General features: G+C 48.2%; 1 protein-coding gene (running past one end of the window). It reads right to left on the reverse strand.

What is annotated here, in order from left to right; genetic code table 11:
- Positions 1-18,496, reverse strand: the 3' portion of a protein-coding gene (locus ODZ53_RS03165; protein WP_372675883.1) for an amino acid adenylation domain-containing protein. Its footprint extends 2,963 nt past the window's final position; the window shows 18,496 of its 21,459 coding nt (coding positions 2,964-21,459); its start codon lies off the right edge, out of view; its stop codon occupies positions 1-3.

Below are 18,496 nucleotides of genomic sequence, written 5' to 3' on the forward strand. Positions count from 1 at the left end.
TTATCCCTCCACTATTTGTCGCTTCCAAATACTGATCGTATGGTTGGGTTTCTCTTCACGGTAGACGTCAAATCGGTTTAACGTCGGAGGTGCAATCGAATGTCGTTTGTTCGGACGTGAGACTGCCTCCTCCCAGGATTGTAAAACGACGTTGGCGTTGGTTCCCCCATCTGCAAAACAATTAATCGCTGCTATTCTGGGCGAATCGTTCCATTCAGAAAGCTGTCGCTGAAAATAAAAAGGCGTTGACTCCATATGGAAATGAGTCATCGGCTCTTGCCCTGACAGGAACGGAACCAATTGTCGTTGTTTGAGCATCAGCACGACTTTTATCAAGCTGGCAATCCCTTCTGCACATAATGGATGACCGATATTTGGCTTGATCGATCCTAATCCGCAAGTCTCCGTATGAGATGAGCGATAGACAGACTGAATGGCTTTGAGTTCAAGTAAATCGGTAACCTCTGAACCTGATCCATTCGCTTCTATATAACTGATTTGTTCCGGCTTCACGCCAGCTTTAGCCAGTGCCGACTGCATTACCTCTTTTTGAGCTTGCAAATTCGGGGTGGCAGGACCTGCTGTTCGTCCATCATTGTTGACCGCTACCCCCTTGATGACGGCATGTATTTCATCCCCATCAGCCAGTGCTTGCTCCACGGTCTTCAATAGAACCATTCCTACGCCTTCTCCCAATACGAGTCCGCCCGCACGTCTATCAAAAATATGGAAGGCTGGCTCTTCGCTTAAAATTCCTCTTTGCTGGAACATCCGATGCCCTTCATCACCGTTTAAAACGTTAACCCCGCCGACGATAGCAGCCTCAATCTCTCCACTTCGAAGGGAATGAATCGCCATATTCATCCCTACCAGCGCTGAAGAGCATGCCGTATCGATGACCATACTCGGACCTCTAAGATCGAAGTATTGGGAAATATTCGTAGCCATATAGTTTTGTCCCACGGTCATAATCGGGTTTTGTGTTTGATGTAGACGATCTTCGCTTGGGCGATGATTACTTCTTGCCCCGATGTAGACGCCTACCGATTTTCCCTTGATGTCCTTCGGTGTATATCCAGCCTGATGCCAAAGGTGAAGACTTTCCTCCAATACCATTAACGCTTGCGGGTCCATCGCCTTCGCATCTTCTTTTGCTATCAGGAAGTAAGAAGGATCAAACGTAGTGATGTCGTCCAGAAGTCCTGCATGATAGGAATTTTCATACCCCCAGCGTTCCTTGGGTACAGCACCAATGGCTGAACGGCCCTCCGCTAACAACTTCCAATACTCTTCCACATTACGTGCACCCGGAAAACGGCAAGAGAGCCCCACTACCGCAATGTCAGACTGATTTGAAATTGCCTCCCGATATTGCGCAGCCTGCTGACTACTCGCCATTTGGCTTTTCACAGTCTCCCGACGGATGGGCTGACTCTTCGGATCGCTGTTCATTTCAGGAGGTGTCAGCTTCAGATCGTCAACGATGGAATCGCCGTGATTGCTGGACAGCCATTCTGCAAGGGTTTCGATGGTGGGATATTCATATAAAATCGTCGGGTCCAACTCCTTGCCCAACCATTTACTGATCTCATTAATGACTTGAGCCAGTAACACCGAATCAATCCCATAGTCTGGAAACTCTTTGTCTATCTCCAATCTGGCAGGATCTATTTTCAGTTCCTTCGCAAACAGCTCAATCAAACTTGTTTGCGCTGTCTTCACAGGATCCACTGAGCTTTGCGTCGGCTTGCCTGCTGGTGGACGACGAGACGACAGATTCGCTCCAGAAGCGTCTTGCTTTTTGTGTTGCATCAGCTGATGGGGTTCCCACAGTTCTTGGTTAATAGCTGCCGGGAAAACTACAGGACCCATTTTCTCCAAAAGAATATGATCCAGTAATCGCATTCCTTGCTCGTCCGTAATGTGTACGAGTCCTGTTTGCTGATAGGCTTTGGTCGTAACTGCACCAATTCCCGTTTCCTTCCAGCTCGGCCACTGTATGCTGATGATCGGGCAAGAATCCGCATGTGCGTAGGCAAAATAATCCATATAGGCATTGGCTAACGCGTAATCACTCTGTCCCGCTGCCAAGGACGGAATGACTGCCGAAGCAGATGAAAAGAGAACGAAGAACTGCAAAGGCTCGTCCTTGCAGATTTGGTAAAGCGTATGCAGCCCAGCCACTTTTGGTTGTAATACCCGCTGAATTCCAGCCATCGTTTTCCGAATAAAGGCAGGATTTTGATCATCGCTAAAACCTGCGCAATGAATCACCCCGCCAATCGGACCCATCGTCTGTTTGATCTCGTGTACATACTGTTTCCAAGCCTCTTCATCGGTTAAGGATACAGATAAGACTTGAACCTGTACGCCTTGCGCTTCCAAAGCTTGTACCGCCTGAATTTTCTTTGCTACGGAAGTGCTTTGCTGCTGATAATCTCCCCATTGCTCGCGCGGCGGCAGGCTTTCTCTCCCTGTGAGCACCAGTTTTTTGACACCATAACGCTCTACAAAATGCTTGGCACATAAATACCCAAGCCCTCGTGTACCGCCTGTAATCAATAGAACATGGTTCTCAGGGAATACAAGCGCTGGTTCCTGACTGTCAGCTACCATCTCTTCCTGAAGATAAGCACTATAACGCTCACCCGATCGATAGCAAACCTCTGCTTCCTGATCATCCATGAAAAACTCTGCTGCAATCTGTTGCGCAAGTTCGTCTCCATCAGCCAATGGATCTAGATCCACATGGCGTGATTGCAGATGCTTGTATTCACTTTGCAGCATCCGGTACAAGCCAACACGGGAGGCACCCGCCAAATTGACAGCGTCATTCTGAAAGGCCTCCACACCTTTTGTCACACCCAATAGCTTTATGCCTTCTTTATGACCATTCTCAATGAGTTGTTGCAGCCATGGAATCCAAGCCAGCGAATCGGTCTGCTGATGTCCACAACCGATCAAATCTACGATACCATCATAGTTTTTCCACTCCGTCTCATCCTGATGGAGTCGTGATTCGAGCTCGTTCAGCACTAAGATTTCACACTTGGCGAAATGGTTGGACAGTTGAAGAGCCAATTGCTTCGTTTCATCCGTTGTGAAAATACCAATCGTTCGATGAGCTACGCTGTTTGGCATCGCTGGGCAAGCCTTCCATTGCTTTTTCATAATGCGCATGTCTGGCTGAACCGGAATCTGCTCATATGTGGAGAAAGATGCTGTATCATCTGTAAATGACGTTTGTCCACCAGGCACCCAATAAGCTTCTCTGCTAAATGGATAGGTTGGCAAACTGATCCGTCGAGGCTTTCTCTCCCCATACAAGCTGCTCCAGTCAAGGTTTAGCCCTTTCACCCAAACATCCAGCAATTTTCCGTATTTGCCTTTGCTCATCCAGGATTCAATCATTTGTGGTATATCATCATCGGCTGCAAAGATTGCCAAGGTCTCTTTATGACGTTTTACCTGTCCGTGATACAGGTCCTCAATGTCCTTCTGTCTACCTATGAATTGCTTTAATTTCTCTTCAAGTTCTATCATCGAGCCCGCGATCACAGCCAAACGTTCTTCCATCGCTTCTCGTCCCACTTGCAGGGTATACGCCATTTGAGCTAAATCCGCATCGGATAATCCCTGTTCTGAAATGGCTCCGAGCAGTCGTTGTACCCGTTGTTGAAGCTGCTCTTCATTTTTGGCCGATAAGAGAACCAACACAGGATTTTGCGGACTTGCCATTAGGGTAGACTGCTCTTGCGTTTTTGGCATGTATTCTTCAATCACGACATGGGCATTCGATCCACCCGCACCAAAGCTGCTCACACCGGCACGGCGTGGAACCTCCCGTCCGTCAATAACAGGGCGTTTCCACTCTGCCAGCTCTTGCTGAACAACAAACGGCGTCACGCTGAAATCTATATTCGGATTGAGTACTTCAGCATGCAGGGATGGGGCTAATTGTCCATGCTTGAGCTGCAATAAAACCTTCGTAACCCCAGCAATACCCGCTGCACTTTCACAATGCCCGATGTTTGATTTCGCCGATCCAATGGCACAAAACTGTTTGTCATTTGTATACGCTTGGAAAGCCTTCGTTAAGCCCGTCATTTCAATGGGATCGCCTAAAGAGGTCCCCGTACCATGTGCTTCCAGATAGCTGATCGTCCGTGGATCGATTCCGGCTTTTTGGAAAGCACGTCCAATAACCCGAGCTTGGGCATTCGGGCTAGGCACATTGTAGCCATTGGTTTTTCCTCCATGGTTAACGGCGGTTCCTTTTATCACACCATAAATTTGATCTCCATCGGCAATCGCTTTCGCCAGAGGTTTGAGCAGGACTGCTCCCACCCCCTCGCCAGGTACATACCCGTCGCCGCCAATGCCAAAGCTTTCGCATCGTCCCTTGCTGGATGCGAATTTGCCCTGTCCAAGCATCAAGTATTTATTAGGGTGAATCGAAACGTTGACACCACCTGCAATAGCAGCTTCACATTCCCCTTGCTGTAGACTTTGGCAAGCCAAATGAATGGTTGTCAGGGAAGAAGAACACATCGTATCGACCGCCATGCTAGGTCCATGGAAGTTGCAGAAATAAGAAACGCGATTCGCAATGGAGGCTGGACTTCCTGCCAGCGCCATCGGTCTGCCGAGCATCGTTTCCTGCGCTCCATAGAGCTGGTATTCTTCGTACATGACTCCGACATAAACCCCGACATTACCGCCTGGGCCCATGCCAGGTGTTGAACCGAGAGATTCACGAGTATACCCGGCATCCTCTAACGTTTCATAGACGCATTCCAAGAACAAGCGCTCTTGAGGGTCCATGATTTCAGCCTCTCTTGGTGTGATATTGAAAAATAACGGGTCAAATTGATCCACACCATCCAGGAAGCCCCCCCACTTGCTGTAGGTTTTTCCTTGCTTTTTCTTATCTGCATCAAAGAATAGGCTGTGATCCCAACGCTCTTCGGGAATTTCTGTGACACAATCCTTGCCATCACGCAGGTTACGCCAGAACTCATTCATGGTTCTCGCTTTCGGATAACGACCGGAGACCCCAATAATCGCAATGTCTAAGGAGTCGTTTGCTGGTTTGGTTTCACTCGTCGTTTCCTTCAACGCATTGCCTTTGCTCCTGCGGTTATGGATGATCGGTTTCGCCGTTGCAGCAACCATCGTCGGTGCAACGCTCGATCTTTTAACAGGGGATACCGTTGGTGCTTCTTTCTCATCCATACCCAGAATACTCATCATTTGATCCTGATGCGCTGCCAGGAAGTATTTCGCAATTTCTTCGATGGTTTGATATTCGAAAAATAACGTTTTCGACAACGAACCAAACGTTTTTTCTAATTCATTTGTTAATTGCATGACCATAATCGAGTCAATTCCGTACTTTTCCAACAAAGCATCTGCTTCGATGCGGTCTATCGGCAGCTTGATCACGGACGAAACCAGCTTTTTGAAATAATAGATGGCTTTTTCCTTTGGCAAATGATGACTTGCTGGTTGTATGACGGGAGAAGCTTTGACTTGTTCTGTTGTCTTCGGTCTTCCCACCACTGCTGCGTGGAGGCGTTGTATGTCTCCTTCCATTACCATCACCTGATCTTTTCGAGAAGCTACGGCTTCATAAAAAGCACGAATACCCGTCGCGGTCTGCAAAGAGGTCATTCCAACTCTTTGTTTCACCATCTCCTCAACTGCTTCATCTACTTGCATCCCGCCCTCTTTCCAGAGCGGCCAATTGATGGAGACTGTTTGACCTTGACGTTGCTTTGCCCGCACCCTTTCATTCCGATCTTTCGCATAGCCATCCATAAAGGCATTCGCGCAAGCATAGTCTGCCTGACCACTATTTCCTATACTTCCTGCTATCGAAGAAAAGAGGACGAAGAAATCGAGAGGCTGATCTTTACTCGCCTCATCTAGATTCGTAAGACCCGCAACTTTTGGCGCTACCACTTGGTTCCATTCTTCTGTCGTTTTCTTGAGGATGAAGTTATCTCTCACGACACCCGCACTATGGATAATGCCGTGAAGCCCTCCGAATTCCTGGTGAATGCTTTGGATGAGTTGGTTTACTTCCTGCTTGTCCGTCACATCAACTTGACGGTAGACAACCGTTGCCCCTGACCTTTGCAAATCATGAAGGATCGCTTGCTTATCTTCACGCAAAGGAGAACGTCCTGTGAGAATTAAGGTTGCCTGTTTCGCTTGACTCGCGATTTCCCTGGCAAAAATCAACCCTAAACCGCCTGCTCCACCCGTAATCAGATAGGTTCCTTGCTTTTTCCACGGAATAGCGACCTCATCATGCAATGGCTCGGTTTCGCACCAGCCCAGTACATAACGTTTACCATCTTGATAGCGAATTCGGTCGTCCATAGGCTGGCAGGCATTCTCTTGCAGCTTGTTTACGATTTCTGCTACATGTTCACCTGGGTTTAATTCAAGGAATTGACCGATTACATTTGGGTTCTCCTGCTGGGCTGTTTTTAGCAAGCCAGAAAGTCCGCTTACGTATGCTTGCTCCGCTTTGTCGGGAACGACGACCTGCACGAACACTTTGCCAAGTATCTTTTGTTGAAAGATGCTTTGGATTTCCAAAAATACTTGGGAAGCATAGGCCTCGAATCTGTCGGCAATGCCATCCTGTTGGGACTGCAAAGGAATCAAGCGCACTTCGTTCATCTGTGCGGAAATACTCGCAATCGACGATTCAAAGCCTTCCGCCATCATCACGATATGCTGTACATAGATAGGAGTCTCTGTTTTTTGGACTGCTGCTTGCTCTTTCCAGCAAGGATGAACCATCAACATCTCTTGTGCCTCAGTTGTTTCGAAGTCTTCCGCTTTACCGTCCAGCTTACGAGACGAAAATCGCTTCATTCTGACGCAAACGTTCCCTTGCTCGCCACATAAGTCAATATCCAGCTTTTGCACATGATCAGAAGCCTTACTGCCATCACTGTAGCGAATATACGCCCACATCTGCGGCGTGCATGGACTGAAGATTTCCAGCTCATCCAGCGCAAAAGGCAAGATTGGCTTGAGCGAATCAAGCTGGTAATCGAAGCTCCTGTCATCAGCCCCCATAAACAAGCCAATCGCCGCCTGTAAAGCAGAATCCATCATACTGGGGTGCAGCACAAATTGCTCTTCTGTCCCCAAAACAGTGAAAGGTAGGGACAGCTTTGCCAACACCTGCTCCATGCCCTTATGCACTTGCTCGATTCCTTGCAGCGCAGGACCATAGTGGATTCCCATTCTTTTATAACCGTCATAGCATTGGCTGCCGCTCAAGATGCCATGGTCGCATGCGGCTTGTAACGCAGCAAGATCGTGCGTCGGCGTCTCGGCAACCGTATGGAATCCAGCACTTCCTTGACTATGCACAATCTCTTCTGCTTCATTTCCTGCATGTTCACTGTAAATTCGATAGCCAATCTCCCCACTATCCTCCAGCTGAAGACCAATGTGAACGTCGACTGGCTGATCATCGACAGCAATTGGCTTGGCCCACACAATATTTGTGAGCTTCAAGCTATTCTGTCCCGCTTTCAAGGCTCCCGCTGACTGATCGATTGCCTCGCGTGCCATTTCGAGATAGGCAACACCCGGTAAGAGCTGCTGGCCATTCACAACATGATCTGCCAAGAAAAATTCCTGTCCACGGAAGGTGGAACTATACCGCTGTTCCAACAATTCAGACGTGTTTTTCTGGAGCAATGGGTGAAGGAAGAGCAACCCTTCTGATGCCGCTGCCACTTCGCGCGCAAATTGCGTATCCATCTGAGGAATCCAATAACGTTCTCTTGCAAACGGATACGTAGGCAGGCTCATGCGACGAGGCTTCTTCTCACCGTAGAGCTTGTCCCAATCAACCACGCCTCCATTTACCCATAGATCAAGCAGCTTGGTGTATTTTCTTTTGCTGATCCACGCATCGATGGCCTGTTTCAAATCTTCATCCGCTTCAAACACGGCGATTGTCTTTTTGTTGCCTTTCACCTGTCCACGGAATACGTCTGTAATACTTTCCTGTCCATCTACAAATTGCGTCAGCTTTTCTTGAAGCTCTTGAATGGAGCTGGCCATCACACCCAGTCTCTCTTCCATGGCTTCTCGCCCAATTTGAAGTGTGTAAGCCATATCTGCTAAGTCCATGTCAGAAATGGTCCGATCCTTGATCACCGCTAACAAACGCTGTGCCTGTTCGTGGAGCTGGCTTTCATTCTTCGCTGACAGGAGAATGATCGCTGGATTTGCGTGACTTACTTGGATAGCTGGACGTTTCTCATCGTCTGGAATGTACTCTTCCAAAACGATATGAGCATTCGAGCCACCCGCACCAAAGCTACTCACACCGGAGCGTCTTGGAATTTCCTGACCGTCAATGACGGGACGTTTCCACTCCGCCAGCTCTTGCTGGACGACAAACGGAGTCGTGCTAAAATCAATATTCGGGTTTAGCACCTCCGCATGCAAGGATGGTGCTAGCTGTCCGTGTTTGAGCTGTAACAGAATTTTCGTAATCCCAGCAATTCCCGCTGCGCTCTCGCAATGTCCAATATTAGACTTCGCTGATCCGATGGCGCAAAACTGCTTGTCTGTTGTGTACGCTTGGAAGGCTTTAGTCAAGCCAGCGATCTCTATCGGATCTCCTAAAGAAGTACCTGTACCGTGGGCTTCCAAATAACTAATCGTCCGTGGATCAATTCCTGCCTCCTTCAAGGCACGCCCAATCACGCTCGCTTGTGCATTCAGGTTCGGTACGGTATAACCATTTGTTTTGCCGCCATGGTTAATAGCACTTCCTTTAATCACACCGTAAATTTGATCTCCGTCGGCGATTGCTTTCTCCAGAGGCTTAAGCAGTACGGCTCCGACACCCTCTCCAGGCACATAACCATCACCGCCAAGCCCAAAGCTTTCGCATCGTCCCTTGCTGGAAGCAAATTTCCCCTGTCCGAGCATCAAATATTTATTCGGGTGAATGGAAACATTGACACCACCCGCAATCGCAACCTCGCATTCACCGCGCAGCAAGCTTTGGCAGGCAAAATGGATGCCCGTTAGCGAGGAGGAACACATGGTATCAACAGCTACGCTAGGGCCATGGAAATCAAAGAAATAAGAAACACGGTTCGCAACAGAGGAGAAGCTTCCGCCAAGTGCCATTGGTCTGCCCATCATGGTTTCTTGTGCACCATACAGTTGATACTCTTCATACATGATGCCCACATAAACACCGACATTACCCCCAAGTCCGAAGCCTTGGGACGATCCGAGAGATTCGCGGGTATAACCTGCATCCTCTAAGGTTTCATACACACACTCTAGAAATAAACGTTCCTGCGGGTCCATGATTTCTGCTTCCAGAGGCGAAATGTTGAAAAACAGCGGATCGAATTGATCCACACCGTCTATGAAACCGCCCCATTTGCTGTAGGTTTTCCCCCGTTTGTTCTTATCCTCATCAAAATACAGACTGTGGTTCCACCGCTCTTTGGGGATCTCCGTAATGCAATCCTTGCCATCGCGCAAATTGTTCCAGAACTCTTGGATATTCCGCGCTTTCGGATAACGTCCGGAAAGCCCAATGATCGCAATGTCCAAAGCTCCTGCTCCTTTGGCTGGTTGGGTTTCCTTCTGTGTCGAAATGAACCGCGAGTCTTTGCGACTGCTTCCGCGATGGCTATTCCTTTGCCTTTTCGACGTGTTCTCATCTGTCGACACGGTTGCTGTTTCTCGGGTAACAACTGTTTCCTGCTGTTCCGTAAGACCCAAGATTTCAATGCATTTGTCTCGATAGGAATCCAGGAAATATCCAATCAATTCTTGAATCGTTTGATACTCAAAAAATAACGTTTTCGGCAGTGAGCCAAAGCTTTTCTCTAGTTGGTTGGTTAATTTCATGGATAGAATCGAATCAATTCCGTATTTCTCCATTGCGGCATCTTCTTCGATTCGATTCACAGGCAGTTGCAAAACCTCGGCAAATTCCTTTTTCACAAAATGAGTCGCTTTCTCGTGGAGAATATTATTTTCCACACTGGTTGTCGCTTGTTTTTCATTTGGCTCTACCTTGGTTGGTGTGATCGATGCCACTGGTTGCACCTGTTTTACCAGCGTGTCTTCAAATTCTTCCAGTAAATAAGATGCAAGCTGCTGAAGTGTCGGACACTCCACGAATACAGTCGGAGTCAGTCCGATGTGATATTGCTGACTGAGCTTGTTGGCGAATTCAGTCAGTAGAACCTGATTAAATCCGAGTTCAGACAGCTCTACTTTGCCATCAATATCCGTGGTTGGAACCTGAAGCAGCTCCGACACGGTATGCATCAAGGCAAATTCCACTTTTTGCAACAAGCTGCTGGTATCCATTGTGAACGAATGCTTGGATTGAAAATTGTTGCCTTGCGTTTGCAAAAACAGTGTTTGCATGAGCTTGGCCAGATCACCTTCCAGTACCATGACCTGTGCTTTTCCAGAGGCTAAGCCTTGGTACATAGCTGCAATCCCCGTCGCAGTCTGCATAGCGACTACTCCTCTGCTATGCTCCAACACGTCACCTGCCTCTGCGTCAGCCTGCATTCCGCCCTCTTTCCACAGCGGCCAATTCATCGACAATGTCTGTCCGTGACGTTGCTGTAACGCAACCAATCCATTGCGATAGTGCGCAAATCCGTCCATAAAGGCGTTGGCGCACGCATAGTCTGCTTGTCCGATATTCCCCAAGCTGCCAGCCACCGAGGAAAACAGCACCAGGAAATCCAGTTCTACATCTCTAGTGGCCTCATCCAGATTGATGAGACCCGTAACCTTCGGACCCTGAACCGTTTGAACTTCCTCCCTGGTTTTCTTGAGGATATAGCTGTCACGAAGCACGCCAGCACTATGAATAATGCCATGAAGACGCCCATAGTCCTGTTGAATCATGCGGATCAATTCTGTCATTTCCTGTTTCTGTGTCACATCAACTTGGCGGTATTCAACTCTTGCACCATTTCTTTTCAAGTCATGGAGTTTACCTTGCTTCTCTTGATCCAATGGGGAACGTCCTGTCAGAATCAGGTTCGCCTGTTGAACCTTCTGTACAATTTCGTTGGCAAAAATATAACCCAGTCCACCTGCCCCGCCCGTGATGAGATAAACCCCACCGTCTTTCCAAGGAATGCTCGTTTCTTGTGGAGCATCGAGTTCTACCCACTCAGCTACATATCTCTTTCCAGATCGATATCGAATCTGAACATCCAATGGACTGCGTACATTCTCATTTATTTTTTCAGCAATCTCGAATTCGTTGTCGCCCGATTCTATCTCCATTACCTGTCCAATCAGGTTAGGATTCTCCAATCTCGCCGTTTTCAGCAACCCAGAGAAAGTGGTGAAAGACGGCTGCTCTGCTTGCAAAGGAACGACAATCTGAACCAATACCTTACCGCGTACTTTTTGCTTGAAAACCCCTTGAATTTCCTCCAATATCTGCGTCGTATAATTAATGAAACGCTCGGCAATGCCTTCTTGTGCGGATTGCAAAGGAATGCAACGGACTCCATTCAGGTAGGCTTGGAGATTGTCCCAAGAAACGCGATCCGGTTCGACCATCATCACGATCCGCTGTGTATAGTCAGGGGCTTCGGCGTTCCTCACAACCGCTTTTTCCTTCCACTCAGGATGAACCAGCAGTGTCCCGAGCTTCCCTTTGGAATCCATCGCCTCAACTTCACCTTCTAGCACTCGTGCCGAGAAGCCCTGCATACGCAAGCAAACCGTTCCTTGGTCGTCACATAAATCAATATCTACTTTCTGTACCTTGTCTCCCGTTCTATTGCCGTCAGCCTGTCGAATCCATACCCACATCTGGGAGGAAGTCTGCCTAAAAATGCTCAGCTTCTCCAGTGCAAAAGGCAGGATTGGCTTCAGAATTGCTGTATCGCCTGTGCCAAGCAATAAACCGATAGAGGATTGTAAGGCCGAATCCAGCATGCTCGGATGCAAGACGAATTCTCCTTGCGTCTCGGCAACTTTGGAAGGCATGGCTAACTTGGCCAATACTTGTCCTTCTCCCACGTACACTTGCTCAATTCCTTGCTGGGCTGGCCCATAGGCAAGTCCCATTGTTTGAAAGGCTTCATAGCACTCACTGGCCTGAAGCGTGCGATAGCTGCATTGGGCTTTGAGCGCATCGAGATTATGCGTGGGTGCGGCACTAAACCCTGCAAGCACCACACACCCTTGACTGTGAACCACCAATTCGGCCTGGTCTACCTGCGGTTCGCTGTATATTTCATAGCGAAGGTCGCCGTTATCCTCAGGATAAATCCCGATGTGTACCTGAACAGGCTTGTCTTCCACCACTATCGGTTGCGCCCATACAACATTTTTCAGCTCCATCGCGAATTGCTCGTCTTCCAACGCTCCCGCTGCGAGATCCGCAGCTGCTCGAGCCATCTCCAGATAAGCAACCCCAGGCAGCATTCTCTTTCCTTTTACAACATGATCCGATAAAAAGAATTCCTGACCATCAAAAGTAGAGCTGAATCTTTGTTCACGGAGATCCGAAGTATTTTGATGCAGCAAAGGATGCAGAGAAGTGGTCAGACCAGACGTACCTTTTGTGTGAGTGAACGGCTGTGTCTTCGGTTTGGGCAGCCAGTAATGCTCTCTGGCAAAAGGATACGCAGGCAAGCTGATCCGACGAGGCTTTTTGTCGTCATAAAGCTTATTCCAGTCCATATTTAAGCCCTTCACCCAGAAATCGAGAAGCTTGGCGAATTTTTTGCGTTGCATCCATTTTTCAATCGCTTCTTGCAACTCTTCATCGCCTGCAAAGATGTCTGCTGTTTCTCTGCCGCGCTTCACCTGACCGCGATACAGGTCGGCAATGCTGTCATCACCTGCTAGAAAGCTGCGCAACTTCTCTACCAGCTCTGAAAGCGAGCTCGTCAGCAGGGCCAGACGTTCTTCCATTGCCTCGCGTCCCACTTGGAGCGTATACGCAATATCCGCCAAGTCCACATCTGTAAAGGATTGCTCCTCAATTGACGCTAACAGTCTTTGCACTTGTTCGATGAGACGCTCCTTATTCTTTGCCGACAGGACGATGATCGCCGGATTTTGCGGACTGACCGTGATCGACGGGCGTTCCTTAACCTCAGGAATATATTCCTCAATCACAACATGTGCATTGGACCCTCCTGCACCAAAAGAAGAAATCCCGGCAATTCTCGGGAATTCTCTCAATACCCCATTTACTTCCATTAGCGGTCGTTTCCATTCAGCCAGGTCCTGCTGAACGACAAAAGGCGTTTTCGAAAACGGAATATTCGGATTCAGCTCTTTCGCATGCAGACTTGGGACCAGCTGTTGATGCTTCATTTGTAGCAAAATTTTTGCCACTCCCGCGATTCCAGCCGCCGCTTCCAAGTGACCGATATTGGATTTAACGGAGCCAATCGCACAAAATCCCGTATCCTGCGTATCCTTGCGGAAGGCTTGGATGAGCCCTGAAATTTCAATCGGATCACCAAGCTCCGTGCCTGTTCCGTGCGCTTCGATATAGCTTACGGTCTTGGCATGAACACCTGCCTTATCCAGTGCCTGACGAATCAATTCTCCTTGAGCAGTTGGATTCGGTACCGTATAGCCATTCGTTTTTCCGCCATGATTCACACTGGTTCCACGAATCAATCCATAGATATGGTCGCCATCCGCTATTGCCTTCGACAGTGGTTTGAGCAGCACTGTACCTACGCCTTCTCCCGGTACAAAACCGTTTCCGCCTTGCCCAAAGCTTTTGCATTGTCCATCCACGGACAGCATATGCAGTGCTGACAAAAAGACATAGCTGGAAGGGTGCAGATACAGATTGACTCCACCAGCAATCGCCAGTTCACAATCCCCGTTATACAGATGCTCGCACGCTTCATGAATCGCTGTGAGCGAAGCCGAGCACATCGTATCAATCGGCATACTCGGACCTTGGAGATTGAGGAAATAGGAAACACGATTCGTCAGTGAGCTAAACGATGTGTGTGGGTAAATCAATTCACCCTGCTTCCATAAATCAGGCCCATACAAGCTGAACCCGGTTTTGGTAATCCCTCCAAACACTCCGACCCGTCGATTGTACTTTTCCGCAAGCTGTTGTCTCGTATAACCTGCATCCTCCAGCACTTCCCAGCATGACTCCATAAACAAACGTTCCTGCGGATCAAAATGCATCGCTTCCCACGGTGACATATTGAAAAAGAGCGGGTCAAAGTCAGCGAATCCGTCTACAAAGCCGCCCCATTTTCCATAGCTTTTTCCTTCTGCCACAGCCTTGTCTGGATCAGGCTCGAAAAAGCCATCCAGTGACCAGCGTTCTTCCGGAATTTCCGTAATGCAATTCTTTCCGGACTTCAGATTCTCCCAATACTCGTTCAACGATCGTGCTTTTGGATAACGTCCGCTCATGCCGATAATGGCAATTGGCTCCCGCGCTATCTGCTTTTCTGATTGCACGGCTACACTGCGAGTCGGTTCATGACTGGCTGTATCACGTTCGTTTTGCACCAATGGTGTTGGAGTTCCACGATTGACCGCCCCCTGACGATCTAGCCCCGTCCACTTCATGCATTCTGGCATGTGATCAGCGACGAGATAATCTGCAAGGGTGTCTAGCGTCTGACATTCATACAGGATGGTCTTGGACGATTCGCTAAAGACATCGCCTAGCTTTTTATTCAGCTGGATCACCATAATCGAATCGATTCCGTATGTTTCGAACGGTTCATCGACAGCGATTTTACCTGCTCCAAGCCTCGTCTCTTGACCGAACATCATTTTTAGCTGATAGAGCGTTTTCTCTTTTAACACGCCTGCATCGACTAAAAGATTCGCATCCTGTATCGATGTGGAACCGAGCTGCGACACGGAAGGAGTACCTAGCAACTGTTCCTTGAGTGTTGGCAGATCGCCTTCGATAACCAGCATCTGCACAGAGCCGGAAGCCACCCCTTGATACAGCGCCTGTATCCCGCTTGCAGTCGGCATAGCTACCATGCCTCTAGTCTCCATGATCTTCTCTGTCGCTTCATCCACACGCATACCGCCATCTCTCCACAGCGGCCAATTGAGGGAGAGTGTGTGGCCTTGACGTTCACCTGCTTTCACCAAACCACTACGATACTTGGCGTATTGATCCATAAAGGCATTGGCAGTAGCATAATCGGCCTGCCCTGCATTACCAAAGCATCCCACGCCAGAAGAGAAGAAAATAAAAAAATCAAGCGCCATATCCTTGCTTGCCTCATCGAGATGCACCAGTCCAGATACTTTCGGCGCCAGCACTTCCGCCACTTCATCCACTGTTTTTCTAATGATGAAACTATCGCGAATGACTCCCGCACTATGAATGATGCCTGTGAGGCTACCAAACTCTTGCTTAATGCCTTGGAATAAATCTTCTACCGCTTGCTTTTGTGTGATGTCAGCTTGGCGATATTGAATGTTGGCTCCCAGTGCTTTCAACTCGCTGTATTTCGCTGTCTTTTCTTCATCCACTGAGGAAGAACGACCCGTGATAATCACTGTCGCTCCCTTCGTTTGCTGAGCGATTTCCTTGGCAAAAATCATGCCTAATCCGCCTGCACCGCCCGTAATCAGATAAACGCCATCATCTTTCCATACATGCTCTGGTTGCCCGGAAGCTTTCATTTCTTTCCAGCTGCTCACCCATCGCTTGCCATCCTGATAACGAATATGCTTCCTTTTCTCATCGGTGCTGTTTAGTTGCAGCTTATGAACCAATTCCGCTGGATTGTCCTCTGCCTGCACTTCAATCAGCTGTCCAATCAGCTTGGGATTCTCCAAGTGCGCCGTTTTCAGCAAACCAGAGAGAGCCGAGAAGCATTGCTGTTCCTCTTTGGTAGGCACAACAAGCTGAAGCAGGACTTTTCCCTTTGGTTTATTGGCAAGGATTCGCTGGATTTCCGTGAATGCCTGGACGGTATAAGCTTGGAACCGTTCTGCGATACTTTCCTGCTGAGATTGTGGTTGTAAGACCAGGCAGCGCACTCCGTTCATTTCGGATTCAATACGCTCTTGGAATTCCTCTGCCCATTCACAAAGGATCACGAGATGCTCTGCAAAAGCAGGTAAGCCAGCTTTTCGGGTGATCTCCTGTTCATTCCAGCACGGTTGGAGTAGCAGGGTTTCTGGCGTTGGCGCTGTTGAAGAGATTGGCGTAATCTGTACAGAAGCCGCTACCGACTCCTTATACACATTCTCAGGAACACCATAAGACTCCTCAGCAAAAGGATAGGTAGGCAGGCTGATACGACACGGTTTTGCATCGCTGTACAGGACTTCCCACTCGATATCCAGACCCTTGCTCCACAGCTCGGCTGCTTTTTCTCCATTGTCTTTTGCAAACAGCTTGGTAAATAACTCACGATTAGATCCATTCTTTTTCAATAGGGAGACTTCGTGGCTTGCTTGCCTTGCATTCCCTTTAAAGCTACCCGCTGTATGTTCCGCTCCACTCAAAAGGTCACTCAGCTTTTGAATGAGTTCCGCTGTATCTTTGACAATAAAAATAGCCCTGCTCTCCATTGCTTCCCTTCCTACTTGGAGAGTATAGGCCAAATCTGCTAGATGGACTCGCTCCTGATTCCCTCTAAGGAAATCAACGAGTTGCTGGGCATATGCCAGAACACGATCATCGTTTTTGGCTGATAACGGCACGAAATAAACGCGGTGATTGTTATCATCACTCACGTTGATACGCTTCGTATTTGCCCCAATCTTCCATTGTTCAAAAATCGCATGAGCATTCGTCCCGCCAAGGCCAAATGAACTTAACGCCGCTCTGTGGGGAACAGGTGCATCCTCCCATTTTTTCAGTGTATCAACCACATAAAACGGCGATTGATCCAAATTGATATTCGGATTCGGCTTTTCATAGTGTAGCGAGGGAGGAATTTCATTATGGTATAAGCTCAATGCTACTTTAATGCAGCCTGCTAACCCTGCGGCTGTATCGAGATGTCCAATATTGGTTTTCACTGATCCAAGTCCGCAGTACTGTTTATTGGATGTGTATTTTGCATAGACTTCATTGAGCGCCGCGAATTCTATCGGATCTCCTAAATAAGTACCCGTTCCATGCGCTTCGATATAGCTAATCGTTTCAGGATGAACCTTGGTGTCATCTAATACTTGCTGAATCACCTCAGCCTGACCTTTTATACTTGGCGCATAAAATCCGACTTTATCTGCCCCGTCATTGTTGATGCGAATTCCTCTCATGAGGGCATAAATATGATCGCCGTCCTTGATCGCATCGGAAGCTTTTTTGAGGACAACCACGCCGACTCCCTCTCCACCGATCATACCGTCTGCTGACGCGTCGAACGTCTTGCAGTGACCATCACTGGAAAAGTTCAATCCAGCTTGATAGACATACCCTGAATAAGTCGTAGGGAAAATCGTTGCGCCCCCTACTAAAGCCACCTTCGATTCCCCCGATTGCAGGCTGCGATAAGCCAAATGCAAGCTAACCAATGAGGACGAACAATTGGAATGGACAGCAAAGCTCGGTCCCTTCAGCCCCATTTTATGAGAAATCATCGTGGGAATGGTTCCACCTTGTGCCAAAACCCACGAGACATATTCATTGGGGTCTTTCATGACATTCAGTGATTCCTTAGTGAAATGCGGCAAAAGTGCTTGATAATAACTATTGCTCGCCGACATAAATACACCCGTCTGCGGAACCTGTTTTGGTGTATACCCTGCATCCTCCATTGCTTTCCATGAATGGGTCAATAACAGCCGAAACTGCGGGTCCATAAATTCTGCGTCTCTAGCTGAAAGATGAAAGAATCCTGGATCGAAGTGATCCTTTCCTTCTATGGTGGACTGCACCGGAATAAAGTTCGGATTTTGCAAGTATTCATCAGGGAGATGTAATTGATCGATTTCCTCATCAGAAAAGAAACGTACGCTTTCTACCCCGTTTCGTAAATTCTCCCAAAACTCTCTATGATTTTTCGCTCCCGGGAAGTGGCAAGAGATTCCAATAATCGCGATGCTATCCTCATAATAATCAGGATATGACTCCTCTGCTTGTCCATCGCTATAAGCCTTTGTCTGGTTCGAATTGGCAAAATCCATTTGCTCATCCGATTCATTCTCTTTCCTTGCCGCGATATATTCGCTAATCTCTCGAATGTTGACGTACTTAAATAGAGTAGTCACATTTAGGTCGCACTGAAGCTCTTCCGTCATTTTGGCGACAACCATGGTAGCGAGAATCGAGTCTCCGCCCACATCGAAAAAGCCATCTTCTGAACTGATCCCCTCTACATTCAGGACATCCTGCCAAATTTTCAAAGTCCTTTGCTCTATATCAGATTGCGGAAGGCTCTGCTTCTTCGCCTGTGTGACCACAAGCTTTTGATTCAGCAGCTCTGTGCGATCCACTTTTCCATTAGCGGTTAAC

Origin of the sequence: Brevibacillus sp. BD137, assembly GCF_041644655.1 — a bacterium.
Lineage (GTDB): Bacteria > Bacillota > Bacilli > Brevibacillales > Brevibacillaceae > Brevibacillus > Brevibacillus brevis_D.